Source organism: Bacteroides faecium, from assembly GCF_012113595.1.
GTDB lineage: Bacteria > Bacteroidota > Bacteroidia > Bacteroidales > Bacteroidaceae > Bacteroides > Bacteroides faecium.
In genome coordinates, this window is record NZ_CP050831.1 from 297,655 (window position 1) to 310,448 (window position 12,794).

General features: G+C 45.0%; 8 protein-coding genes, 2 tRNA genes and 2 rRNA genes. 1 reads left to right on the forward strand and 11 read right to left on the reverse strand.

Going from position 1 to position 12,794, the window contains the following annotated elements:
• Positions 1–31: 31 nt before the first annotated feature.
• Positions 32–574, forward strand: a complete 543-nt coding sequence (locus BacF7301_RS01190) for an RNA polymerase sigma factor (protein ID WP_167959605.1) — start codon at positions 32–34, stop codon at positions 572–574.
• Positions 575–597: 23 nt separating this feature from the next.
• Here the strand turns inward: BacF7301_RS01190 and BacF7301_RS01195 are convergent, their stop codons facing one another.
• The 11 genes from BacF7301_RS01195 to BacF7301_RS01245 form a co-directional block, all read right to left on the reverse strand.
• Positions 598–2,037 (reverse strand): sensor histidine kinase, encoded by a 1,440-nt coding sequence (locus tag BacF7301_RS01195; RefSeq protein WP_167959606.1) that lies wholly within the window; start codon positions 2,035–2,037, stop codon positions 598–600.
• 19 nt (positions 2,038–2,056) lie between these two features.
• Positions 2,057–3,187: a sensor protein KdpD gene (locus BacF7301_RS01200; RefSeq protein ID WP_167959607.1), complete on the reverse strand. Its 1,131-nt coding sequence runs from the start codon at positions 3,185–3,187 to the stop codon at positions 2,057–2,059.
• 88 nt (positions 3,188–3,275) lie between these two features.
• Positions 3,276–4,043, reverse strand: a complete 768-nt coding sequence (locus BacF7301_RS01205) for a hypothetical protein (protein ID WP_167959608.1) — start codon at positions 4,041–4,043, stop codon at positions 3,276–3,278.
• 131 nt (positions 4,044–4,174) lie between these two features.
• Complete coding sequence (locus BacF7301_RS01210) at positions 4,175–4,744, reverse strand: K(+)-transporting ATPase subunit C (protein ID WP_167959609.1); 570 nt, start codon at positions 4,742–4,744, stop codon at positions 4,175–4,177.
• A gap of 16 nt (positions 4,745–4,760) precedes the next feature.
• Positions 4,761–6,794 (reverse strand): potassium-transporting ATPase subunit KdpB, encoded by a 2,034-nt coding sequence (gene kdpB, locus BacF7301_RS01215; protein WP_167959610.1) that lies wholly within the window; start codon positions 6,792–6,794, stop codon positions 4,761–4,763.
• Between the two features lie 18 nt (positions 6,795–6,812).
• Positions 6,813–8,519, reverse strand: coding sequence for a potassium-transporting ATPase subunit KdpA (kdpA, locus tag BacF7301_RS01220; protein ID WP_167959611.1), 1,707 nt, complete (start codon positions 8,517–8,519; stop codon positions 6,813–6,815).
• Between the two features lie 25 nt (positions 8,520–8,544).
• On the reverse strand, positions 8,545–8,625 hold the full coding sequence (locus BacF7301_RS26080; protein ID WP_167967072.1) for a potassium-transporting ATPase subunit F: 81 nt from the start codon (positions 8,623–8,625) through the stop codon (positions 8,545–8,547).
• A 559-nt stretch (positions 8,626–9,184) separates the two neighbouring features.
• A 5S ribosomal RNA gene (gene rrf, locus BacF7301_RS01230) occupies positions 9,185–9,295 on the reverse strand.
• 72 nt (positions 9,296–9,367) lie between these two features.
• A 23S ribosomal RNA gene (locus BacF7301_RS01235) occupies positions 9,368–12,249 on the reverse strand.
• 201 nt (positions 12,250–12,450) lie between these two features.
• Positions 12,451–12,524 (reverse strand) — tRNA-Ala (locus BacF7301_RS01240).
• 72 nt (positions 12,525–12,596) lie between these two features.
• Positions 12,597–12,673 (reverse strand) — tRNA-Ile (locus tag BacF7301_RS01245).
• Positions 12,674–12,794 lie beyond the last annotated feature (121 nt).

Here is a 12,794-nt window from a genome sequence, read left to right on the forward strand (position 1 = left end):
GTATGATATAACAGAAGGTTTTTACTTAAAGATGGCAAGACTTAACCCCGATGAAGTAATCATTTCAAAAATAGCGGCAGACTTCCCTGAAGGATTCCGGGCGCTTTTCATCACTTATTATAAGCCCTTATTGCGTATTGCGGAGAAAATGATAGGAGTTGAATTCGCAGAGGATATTGTGCAAGACACTTTTCTGACTATCTGGAACAATAAACAGAGTTTTGATACTATTCTCTCTTTGAAATCGTACCTATATACCAGTATTCAGAATAAGTGCCTGAACGTAATACGCACCAACCAGCAGTTCGAGAAATATAAAGTCGAGCAATCCGTCGAGCCGGGCGAGGAATATATTCTTGACGAAGAGGTTATCTCACAGTTATACCAAACGATAGATTTATTGCCCGAACATTACAAGGAAGTAATGCTCAAAAGCATGGAAGGAGAGTCCATTGCCAAGATTGCCTTGTCAATGGACACAACGGAAGATGCGATAAAAGCCTATAAACGGCGAGCCAAGCAGATTCTTAAAAAAGAACTGGGAGACAAAGCCTTTATCCTATTATTCTTATAAAACCACCAACGACGCGTTTCACCTTACGCCTTCAACCGTATCACAAACCGGCTTCCCTTTCCCAGTTCGCTTTCCACCGTCAACGTGCCACCGTGGGCTTCCACAAAATCCCTCGAAATAGACAGCCCGAGCCCGCTTCCCTGCACTTTCGTTCCGGGGACACGGAAATAACGGTCGAAGATGCTTTTGTGATAGCGCGGGTCGATACCTTTGCCGAAGTCCTGAACATATAATTCGATGACAGTATCTTCCTGTCTGGCTCCGATGACAACATGCCCGTTTTCTTTGGAGTAGCGGATGGCGTTGCTTAATAAGTTAGTCAATACCCAGGCAATCTTTTCGCTGTCTACGAAGAGCTTTCCTATTTTCTCTTCGGGATATTCCACTTCGATTTGAATATTGAATTTATCCGCTTGCACCTGGTTGGCTTTGATGGCATATTCTATCAGTTCAATCGGTTTCGTTATTTTCGGCATCATTTGCAGTTTGCCGGCTTCCACCTGAGTCATGTTCAGCAGTTCGCCAGTGATGCTAAGTAACCGTTCGCTGCTCTCCTTGATGCTCTTTGAGAGTTGTTCCTGTTCCTCGTTCAATTCGCCTACACGCTTGTCTTCCAACAGTTGAAGGCTCATCATGATAGCGGAAATCGGGGTTTTCAGTTCATGGGAGATGGTGGAGATAAAGGTAGTCTTGGCTGAGTCCAGTTCCTTGAACTCCGTTATATTTTTCAGTAATATGACATCGCCCAGTTTACGCGGTTCGTCCTTCCCGGCTTCCGTATTGATGATAGGAACGTAAGACGCTTTAAAATAACTCTCTTTATTATCCGCATATATCTTCAAAGGCTCTTTCTGTTCGCTTGGCGTCACCAGTTCGCGAATCAAACGACGGAGAAGATCGTTCTTCAAGGCAAGTTCTTCCGCCGATTTGCGGATTACATTCTCACGTTTCAAGTTCATCACATTCAGGGCTTCCTCATTAACAAACAAAATTTCGCGTTCCATATTCAAGCCGATGACGGGATCGTCTATACTGTTCACAATCGCTTCTATGAATTTCTTCGCGGAAAGAATGTCCGACAAGGTGCTGGCACGGTATTCAGCCAAGCGTTCCGCCATCCGGTTAAAGCTATCGGCTACCTCACGGAACTCTTCATTACCGCTCATATTCAGACGCTTCTCATAATTATGATCGGCTATCTCAAGAATTCCCTCTTTCAGTTCCTTAATCGGTTTGCTGATGGTGCGGGGAAGCCAATAGAGCAATGCAAGTCCCGTTAAGATACAGATACCGCCGGTAATGGAAATCCATAGTAACGCACGTTCCAGTCCGGGCATGGCAGCAGGGCTATCCGGTTCCGTTGCCGTCAGAATTTGAAGATTAATAACCGAAAGGGTTACCAGCAAAATAATCATTCCCGCCAGCATCCCGATGCCAAGAATCAGTTTCGTTTTAATATTCATAATGTTCATGCGATTAATATTATGCAAGTATAATCAAATCTACATTAGCTTGCGACAAATTATTTAAAAACTTTCTGTATCCCAGTATAGAACAGATGGCATACGGCAAGCTCAGATTGGGAGTTCCCATACAGACCGTCGATATTTGCTTCTCCCTGCAAACCTTGACGATACTCCCCAAAATATCCTTCGACTGCACCTGAACCACTTCCCCACCAAGCTCTGCCACCAGTTTGAAATGATTCAGCAGATAACGCTGACGCGCCAGGTCAATCCTGTCCATGCTCTCTTTCGGTGTCTGGACATACAAGGCGATAAAAGTAGTATTATACCGCGTTGCCAACTTCGCCGCCTTTCTGATAATCCGCCGGGGCGTCCTTTCATGGCTGCTGATACAAGCCATAAACTTCTCATGCCGCAGACCGACGGCAACTCCCATCACCACCTCATTTTCCACCTTCTTCTCCACCCGTAGCGCCACTTCCTTCAACGCCAGTTCCCGCAATTGAAGAATATTCTCCGTGCGGAAGAAGTTATTCAACGCCATCAGAATCTTTTCCGGGCGATATATCTTTCCCGCTTTCAAGCGGGAAATCAGTTCCTCGGCAGTCAAGTCGATATTCACTACTTCGTCCGCTTCCTGAAGCACGCTGTCCGGCACCCGTTCTTTCACCTCGATACCCGTAATCTCCTGCACCTCTTCGTTCACACTTTCGATGTGCTGGATATTGATTGCCGAAATCACGTTGATACCCTCGTCCAGCAAAGCCATAACGTCCTGCCACCGTTTTTCATTCAGGCTTCCTTCCACATTCGTATGTGCCAGTTCGTCCACAATCACGATTTCAGGATGCACGCGGATGATTGTGTCCAGATCCATTTCTTCCAGTTCCTTTCCCTTGTAGAAGATTTTGCGCCGTGGGATGACAGGTAATCCTTCCAGCAATGCTTCCGTCCCGGCTCGTCCATGAGTTTCGACATAGCCGATTTGAACGTCCACCCCATTCTCCAACAATTCATGCGCTTCCTGAAGCATACGATACGACTTGCCTACACCGGCTATCATTCCGATGTAAATCTTGAACTTCCCCCGGTGCGATTTTTTTATCAAATCGAGGAAATGTTGTACACTTTGTTCTCTATCATCCATTTTTTTAATCTGTTTTTTATATTCTAACCCGTGGCAATCTTCACGACTCCCACGGGTTCTCTACACACTAAAAATTCATGAGTTTAATTCAAGGCCTTAAAGTCAGGCCAAATACAAGATATACATCTTCATATCGTGGATTCCAAATACCCTGGACAAATACAGGTAATGAAAATTTATCGTTAATCTTTATATCTTTCATGGCCTTTAAAGCTATGTTCGTGACAGCGAAGCCACTGTTAGAAAGATTATAAATTGTATTCGTCTGATAAGGTAAAAATCCACAGGTCAGATTCAGATTGCAGGATTTCACCACAAACGGATAGTTCAGTTCGACATAAGAAGAATAATTGTTCTTCTCTTCCCCTTCCGCGTCATACCTCTTGTCGGCACCTGCAAACATGGTGTACCAGGCAACAGATAACGGGAATCTTTCTATCGGCAAGGTATAAGATAATCCGGCTTCAAAGAAGTGATTCGTTTCGTGCGCGTTGTAGTTGAAATATTTATTCCTTTCATCTGACGGAGCCGCTTCCCCTTTCCACCAATAATCGGTCAAAGAAAGCGTGGGACCATTCTCCCCGAAGGTATAGGAAGCGGATAAATCCAGCTCTTTCTTACCACCATTGAAATTGGTAGAACCCCAGGCACCGATATAGAAATTACCGATACCGAATCCTAAAGTCGGCTGGAAGGCAGCACCACCGCCCTGATAATACCCTCTCCAAACATAGGAACTGACAATATCCCCCTGTACAGTAAATTCTTGCGCTTTTGCCGTATTTGCCGTCAACATACATATAGCTGCCACAACGGCTGCTCCTGAAAAATACTTTTTGCTTAAATAATTCTTCATACTCTTTTTTCTAATTCTATTTTATGTTTCTAAGAAAAGAGCAGCGCCCTGTCCATCCCTGTTTTTATTTGAATCGCCGGAAATGCACCCGGACGATTCGGTCAGGAACGCTGCTCATGGTTCATCACTTATCAATGTCTTTCTTCAAGTGCAATATTCAGTTTCAGCACATTCACTTTCTCTGTTCCAAAAAGACCTAGAAATGGTTTCTCCACACTCTTGTCAACAATCTCTTTCACCTGGTGCTCTGTCAGCCCGCGTGCCTGCGCCACCCGCTTCACTTGTACATAAGCACATTCGGGAGTTATATCCGGGTCAAGTCCGGAAGCACTAGCCGTTACCATTTCGGCGGGCACTTCCCGGCGGCTCAGATAAGGATGATGCACCAGAAAAGTATCTATACGCGCTTCCACTTCGGACAGATATTCGGGATTCGTCACCCCCTTATTACTACCCGATGAGCTGGTAGCATCATATCCGTCGCCCGCACAGGAAGGGCGTCCCCAAAAATAAATATCCTTTGTAAACATCTGGCCGACATTGGCAGCCCCCACAACTTTGCCGTCCAATGTAACCACTTCGGCATTTCCCTTATTAGGCCCTGCCACCTGGGCAAACAGCCACAGAACAAGGATATAGAACACAGAGAAAAAGACACAGAAAACAAGTGTTATTTTTAATGACTTCAATAAAGTTTTCATTGCTATCGTTTTTTTATTAAAAGAATAAACCTACCAATAAATCAATCAATTTGATTCCGACAAAAGGAACAATCACGCCGCCCACACCGTAAATCAACAGATTGCGGCGCAGCAAGGCACTTGCACCTATCGGCTTGTATTGCACGCCCTTCAAAGCCAACGGAATCAGAATCGGAATGATTATCGCGTTAAAGATAACGGCCGAAAGAATCGCACTTTCAGGACTGTGCAAGTGCATGATATTCAGAGCAGCCAATTCGGGAATGGCAACCATAAACAAGGCCGGGACGATGGCGAAATACTTAGCCACATCATTGGCGATAGAAAATGTAGTCAGTGTGCCGCGCGTCATTAACAACTGCTTGCCGATTTCCACAATCTCAATCAGCTTCGTCGGGTCATTATCCAAATCGACCATATTACCAGCTTCCTTGGCAGCTTGCGTACCGCTGTTCATAGCTACTCCTACATTGGCCTGTGCCAAAGCCGGAGCATCATTCGTACCGTCGCCCATCATTGCTACCAGTTTGCCCGCCTGCTGTTCCTTCTTGATATATTCCATCTTATCTTCCGGCTTCGCTTCGGCGATAAAATCATCGACTCCGGCTTTTTCTGCAATATATTTGGCAGTCAGCGGGTTGTCACCGGTCACCATCACCGTCTTCACTCCCATCTTGCGCAGACGTTCGAAACGTTCCTGAATACCCGGTTTGATAATATCCTGCAATTCGATAACACCCACTACTTTATGATTTACACACACCACCAGCGGAGTACCACCGTTGTTTGAAATAGCAGAAATCACCTCTTCCACTTCCTTCGGGAACTTATTTCCGGCACTCTCCACCATCTTACGGATAGCATCGAAAGCACCTTTACGGATTTGAGTGCCATCGGCCAAATTGACACCGGAACATTTGGTTTCCGCCGTAAACTTAATCATGTGTGCACCTGCCGTATTCAGGCTACGCATACGGATGCCCGATTCGCGTCCCAGTTCTACGATTGATTTTCCTTCCGGCGTTTCGTCCGAGAGGGAAGAAAGCAGGCAGGTTTCCACAAAGTCATGCAGTTCGATACTCGGAGCCGTATGGAAACGGGTTGCTTTACGGTTACCGATAGTGATTGTACCCGTTTTATCAAGCAGCAATGTGTCAATATCCCCAGCAGTCTCTACCGCTTTACCGGATTTAGTGATTACGTTCGCACGAAGTGCGCGATCCATTCCGGCAATACCGATGGCGGAAAGGAGTCCACCGATAGTTGTCGGAATCAGACACACAAACAGAGATATCAAAGAAGCAATGGTGATGACAGTATTGCTATAATCGGCAAACGGCTTCAACGTCACACACACAATGACGAAAACGAGTGTGAAACCTGCCAACAGAATAGTCAATGCTATCTCATTCGGTGTTTTCTGACGGGATGCACCTTCCACCAATGCAATCATCTTATCCAGAAAACTTTCTCCCGGCTGCGTAGTCACCATTACTTTTATATGGTCGGACAGCACTTTCGTACCCCCCGTAACAGAACTCTTGTCTCCCCCTGCTTCACGAATCACCGGAGCGGATTCGCCGGTGATGGCACTCTCGTCGATAGAAGCCAACCCCTCGATGATTTCACCATCCGAAGGGATTACGTCTCCGGCTTCGCAAACAAACACATCGCCTTTCTTCAGTTGTGAAGAACTTACGATACTGATTTTACTTCCTTCCACCTTCTTCGCCGGAGTCTCTTCACGAGTCTTGCGTAAGCTGTCGGCTTGTGCCTTACCACGCGCTTCGGCGATGGCTTCAGCAAAATTGGCAAACAACAAAGTGATGAACAGGATAAAAAATACAGCAATGTTATAACCGAATGCCCCCTGCGAGGGATTTACGATAGAGTAGAGCGTAACGAACAGCATCACCGCCGTAGCCAGTTCTACCGTAAACATAATCGGATTCTTTATCATCATTCGCGGATTCAGTTTCACGAACGATTGTTTCAGACTTTCTATAACTTGCTCCTTTGGAAACAAAGAAGCTGATTTATTATTTTTCATATCTTCTCTAATTCAGAATTACAAACTTAAATGTTCAGCAATCGTACTCAATGCGTGTACCGGGAAGAACGACAGGGCGGCAATAATGAAGATAACTGCAAAAGTCATCACTCCAAAAGTCACTGTATCTGTCTTCAACGTTCCGGCACTTTCCGGTATAAATTTCTTTTGAGCCAGCAAACCGGCAATGGCAACCTGTCCGATGATAGGTATAAAGCGACTTAGAATCAACACAATACCACAAGTATAATTCCAGAAATACGTATTGTCTCCCAAGCCTTCAAAGCCCGAACCGTTATTAGCGGCACAAGAAGTATATTCATAAAGCTGCTCGCTCAATCCATGAAAACCTAAGTTGTTCAGCCAACCACCCTCACTTTGTACAAAATCGGGATGATGCGTATAGAGATAAGACGATAAAGCGGTAAATACCAATATTACAAACGGATGGAGCAAAGCGACAATCGTAGCGATTTTCATTTCGCGGGCTTCCACTTTCTTTCCGAGAAATTCCGGTGTACGCCCTACCATCAGCCCACTGATAAAGACGGCTATAATGATAAAGGTATAATAATTCATCCATCCTACACCGACACCGCCAAACCAGGTATTAATCTGCATATTCAGCATTTCAACCATTCCTGACAGCGGCATGGTAGAATCATGCATACCATTCACTGAACCATTGGAAGTTACAGTAGTAGTCACACTCCACAAAGCCGTTGCTCCGGCTCCCAACCGCACTTCTTTTCCTTCCATCGCACCATTATCCTGACTGATTCCCATTGCATCAATACGAGGATTGCCGCCCATCTCCTGATTCACATTAATACAGACACCTGCCAAATAGGCAAAAAGCATCACTCCGAAAATAGTATATCCCAATTTTCTTCTTCGTGTATAGAAGCCCAGCGCAAGTACCATCGCCATCGGAATAATGAGAATCGACCAACACTCTACCATATTCGTAAGATAAGTCGGATTTTCCAACGGATGAGATGAGTTTACACCGAAGTAGCCGCCGCCGTTCGTACCCAATTGTTTAATAGGAACAATTGCAGCCGTAGGTCCCTGAGAAATCATTTGTTCCTGCCCTTCAAGAGTGGTTACTTGCATCTTTCCGTCAAATCCCATCGGCATTCCCTGAAGAATCAAGATAAAACCTACAATCAAAGAAAGCGGCAACAAGATACGTGTACAACTTACTACGAGGAACTGCCAGAAGTTACCGATTGTTTTTGTCGTCTTTGCGGCGATACTCTTCATTATTCCTGCCATGGCCGCCATACCTGTTGCAGCAGTAATAAACTGGAAGAGCATGATAACGAACAATTGTGTAAAATAAGTCAATCCGCTTTCACCGCTATAATGCTGCAAGTTACAGTTGACCATAAAGCTGATACATGTATTGAATGCCTGGTCCGGCGACTGTGGTCCGTTGCCATCCGGGTTGAGAGGTAACCATCCTTGCGAAACCAATAATACCATCCCCCAAAAGAACCAAAAAGCATTTAATATTAACAGGGCTTTCAAGAACTGCTTCCAGTTCATTTCTTCATTAGGGTTGATTCCACATACTTTGTAAATCACCCTTTCAATAGGAGCCATAAAATCCGACCAAGTCTTTTCTCCTTTGTAGACTTTGGCTATATATTTTCCCAGTGGATAAGCAAGGATTACCATCAAGGCAATCTGCGCAACTACACCTAAAATTTCTGTATTCATACTTTTACCTTAAACTGTGTATAACTTAAAACTTTTCGGGTTTGATGAGCACATACATCAAATAACCGAAGATTACAATGCCTAATACAAATAGTGTTGTGTACATAAGTCAATTCTCCTTTTCTTTTAAATATTCTCAAACCAATCTATACATTTCCAAAATAGCCAAAAGCAAGCGAAGCCGCTCAACAGGCAGAAAATAAATGATAATGTTATTCCCATGTTTTTACCTTTTTAAATGGATTAATAATTCTAATTATTTGCCGGATATAATGCCAAAGGTGTGCCAGAAAATGGGAAATAGATGTAAAGAATTGATTTACAATATAATAAAAAGAAGAGATAGTTATAAGAAGGAAAGAAATACCCTACCATTTTGGAAGGGTTATGCTATTTTGAAAAGTTATATAGAAGTTATACGGTACAGAAATGAATAAATTATTGTGGTATATCTTTTGACGCGGATGACGCGGATTACACGGATTTTAATAGGCTGCGCAATAAAATAATCCGCGTAATCCGTGTCATCCGCGTCTAAAAAATATATTCATAACAGTGCTAATACAAAGTATATAGAGGAAAATACGAAGTATATCTAGCGAACCATGAAGTGTATAAATACAGAAAGCCCCTTGATTCGTTAATGAATCAAGGGGCTTCTTCAAAAATGGCGGCTACCTACTCTCCCACTGTTACGCAGTACCATCGGCGTGACGAGGCTTAACTTCTCTGTTCGGAATGGGAAGAGGTGGAACCCTCGTGCTATAACCACCTAAATAAGGTTATGACATGATGAAAAAGTAAAATTAGCAATAGCTAAACGTATATATCGCGCCCCGTACAAGTCCGAAAGAAAGTGAACGGGCAATTAGTAATGCTCGGCTATGATGTTACCACCTTTACACCTGCATCCTATCAACGTCATCGTCTTTGACGACCCTAAGAAATCTAATCTTGTGGCTGGCTTCGTACTTAGATGCTTTCAGCACTTATCCAATCCCGACTTAGATACCCAGCGATGCACCTGGCGGCACAACTGGTAAACCAGCGGTCAGTCCAACACGGTCCTCTCGTACTAGTGTCAGAGCCACGCAAATTTCATACGCCCACGATAGATAGAGACCGAACTGTCTCACGACGTTCTGAACCCAGCTCGCGTGCCACTTTAATGGGCGAACAGCCCAACCCTTGGGACCTTCTCCAGCCCCAGGATGTGACGAGCCGACATCGAGGTGCCAAACCCCTCCGTCGATATGAGCTCTTGGGAGGGATCAGCCTGTTATCCCCGGAGTACCTTTTATCCTTTGAGCGATGTCCCTTCCATACGGAAACACCGGATCACTATGCTCTAGTTTCCTACCTGATCGACTTGTATGTCTCCCAGTCAAGCGCCCTTATGCCATTACACTCTACGGACGGTTACCAATCGTCCTGAGGGCACCTTTAGAAGCCTCCGTTACACTTTTGGAGGCGACCACCCCAGTCAAACTACCCACCAAACAGTGTCCCCGCATCTACGGGTTAGAACTCAAATAATCAAAGGGCCGTATTTCAACAGCGACTCCACAAATACTGGCGTACCTGCTTCAAAGTCTCCGGCCTATCCTACACATCAATTACCCAAATTCAATGTTAAGCTATAGTAAAGGTTCACGGGGTCTTTTCGTCCCATCGCGGGTAATCGGCATCTTCACCGATACTACAATTTCACTGAGCTCACGGTTGAGACAGTGTCCAGATCATTACACCATTCGTGCAGGTCGGAACTTACCCGACAAGGAATTTCGCTACCTTAGGACCGTTATAGTTACGGCCGCCGTTTACTGGGGCTTCAATTCAATGCTTCTCTTGCGATGACATCTCCTCTTAACCTTCCAGCACCGGGCAGGTGTCAGGCTGTATACCGAATCTTTCAATTTTGCACAGCCCTGTGTTTTTGTTAAACAGTTGCCTGGACCTATTCTCTGCGCCCTACGTTGCCGTAGGGACCCTTTATCCCGAAGTTACAGGGTCAATTTGCCTAGTTCCTTAACCGTGAATCACTCAAGCGCCTTAGTATATTCAACCCGACTACGTGTGTCCGTTTACGGTACGGGTACCTTAATGATTAAGTTTAGCGGATTTTCTTGGGAGTATGCTTACACGCACTATTGGATTGTTCCGAAGAACGCTCCATACTATCAGGTTCGACTCTTGCGGTGGATTTGCCTGCCACAATCAACGTCTACACCCTTCAACGGACTATTCCGTCAGTCCGCGGCGCTATCACTGCTCCGTCTCCACGTCACTCATTAAGGTAGTACAGGAATATTAACCTGTTCTGCCATCGGCCTCACCGTTCGGCTGAGCCTTAGGACCCGACTAACCCTGATCCGATTAGCGTTGATCAGGAAACCTTAGTCTTTCGGCGAGGGGGTTTCTCACCCCCTTTATCGTTACTTATACCTACATTTGCTTTTCCACACGCTCCAGCAAAGCTCACGCTTCACCTTCGACGCAGAGTGGAATGCTCCCCTACCGATCATTACTGATCCCATAGCTTCGGTAAATTGCTTGATGCCCGATTATTATCCACGCCAAACTCCTCGACTAGTGAGCTGTTACGCACTCTTTAAATGAATGGCTGCTTCCAAGCCAACATCCTAGCTGTCTTAGCAATCTGACTTCGTTAGTTCAACTTAGCAATTATTTGGGGACCTTAGCTGATGGTCTGGATTCTTCTCCTTTCGGACATGGACCTTAGCACCCATGCCCTCACTCCTGTGATAGAACTAATGCGCATTCGGAGTTTATCAAGACTTGATAGGCGGTGAAGCCCTCGCATCTTATCAGTCGCTCTACCTCACATTAGTAACTCACAAGGCTGCACCTAAATGCATTTCGGGGAGTACGAGCTATCTCCAAGTTTGATTAGCCTTTCACCCCCACCCTCAGGTCATCCGGAAGCTTTTCAACGCTTATCGGTTCGGTCCTCCAGTTAGTGTTACCTAACCTTCAACCTGCCCAAGGGTAGATCACTTGGTTTCGCGTCTACTCCTTCCGACTAATCGCCCTGTTCAGACTCGCTTTCGCTTCGGCTGCAAATCTCAAGATTCTTAACCTTGCCGGAAAAAGTAACTCGTAGGTTCATTATGCAAAAGGCACGCCGTCACTTCTTACGAAGCTCCGACCGCTTGTAGGCGCATGGTTTCAGGGACTATTTCACTCTTCTATTCGAAGTTCTTTTCACCTTTCCTTCACAGTACTGGTTCGCTATCGGTCTCTCGGGAGTATTTAGCCTTACCGGATGGTCCCGGCAGATTCACGCAAGATTTCTCGTGTCCCGCGCTACTCAGGATACCACTACGCTTAGTTTAGCTTCATATACAGGGCTATCACCGTCTATGGCCGTTCTTTCCAGAACGTTCTATTCACTAAATTTCATGCGATATCGTGGTCCTACAACCCCATAAATGCCGTAACATCTATGGTTTGGGCTAATCCCCGTTCGCTCGCCACTACTAGGGGAATCATTATTATTTTCTTTTCCTACAGGTACTAAGATGTTTCAGTTCCCTGTGTTAGCTTCCATCCAGGATGGATGACATTCCTTCAGAATGCCGGGTTGTCCCATTCGGAAATCTTCGGATTAAAGGTTATTTGCACCTACCCGAAGCTTATCGCAGCTTATCACGTCCTTCATCGCCTCCGAGAGCCAAGGCATCCGCCATGCGCCCTTGCTTACTTTCTTTCAAACGTTTACAAGTTGAGAGTTGAGAATGGAGAGTTGAGAGTGAATCCCACCTCTGATATTCTACAAACACGCAACTTACGTACGGTTCGATATATACTTTTAGCTCTTTACTAAAATTTTACTTTTTTGTTATCATCATGTCAAAGATCGTTTTTCCTGTCCGTTTCCGGTTCTTATGTGTCCGTTTCCTAGAAAGAGTGGAGAATAACGGATTCGAACCGTTGACCCTCTGCGTGCAAGGCAGATGCTCTAGCCAGCTGAGCTAATCCCCCAAGAGGTTATTCAAGAATTCTGTTTTTGCTTTCGCTTTTCTTTTTGCTTTCGCTTTCCTTCATTCTTGAGCTTGGTAGTCCCAGGCAGAGTTGAACTGCCGACCTCTACATTATCAGTGTAGCGCTCTAACCAACTGAGCTATAGGACTAGTTCAACCTTGTCTACCTTAGTTAGACTCGGCTTCGTTTTTCTCTTGTTTATCTCTATCTATATTATCTATAGATGGTTGATCTATATTTTATAAATAAACAAGTACCAGTAGTACAATA

Bases quoted from the DNA above. Each gene is read 5' to 3' on its own strand.
- BacF7301_RS01190 (WP_167959605.1), top strand. From the start codon at position 32: ATGGCAAGACTTAACCCCGATGAAGTAATCATTTCAAAAATAGCGGCA.
- BacF7301_RS01195 (WP_167959606.1), bottom strand. From the start codon at position 2,037: ATGAATATTAAAACGAAACTGATTCTTGGCATCGGGATGCTGGCGGGA.
- BacF7301_RS01200 (WP_167959607.1), bottom strand. From the start codon at position 3,187: ATGGATGATAGAGAACAAAGTGTACAACATTTCCTCGATTTGATAAAA.
- BacF7301_RS01205 (WP_167959608.1), bottom strand. From the start codon at position 4,043: ATGAAGAATTATTTAAGCAAAAAGTATTTTTCAGGAGCAGCCGTTGTG.
- BacF7301_RS01210 (WP_167959609.1), bottom strand. From the start codon at position 4,744: ATGAAAACTTTATTGAAGTCATTAAAAATAACACTTGTTTTCTGTGTC.
- kdpB (WP_167959610.1), bottom strand. From the start codon at position 6,794: ATGAAAAATAATAAATCAGCTTCTTTGTTTCCAAAGGAGCAAGTTATA.
- kdpA (WP_167959611.1), bottom strand. From the start codon at position 8,519: ATGAATACAGAAATTTTAGGTGTAGTTGCGCAGATTGCCTTGATGGTA.
- BacF7301_RS26080 (WP_167967072.1), bottom strand. From the start codon at position 8,625: ATGTACACAACACTATTTGTATTAGGCATTGTAATCTTCGGTTATTTG.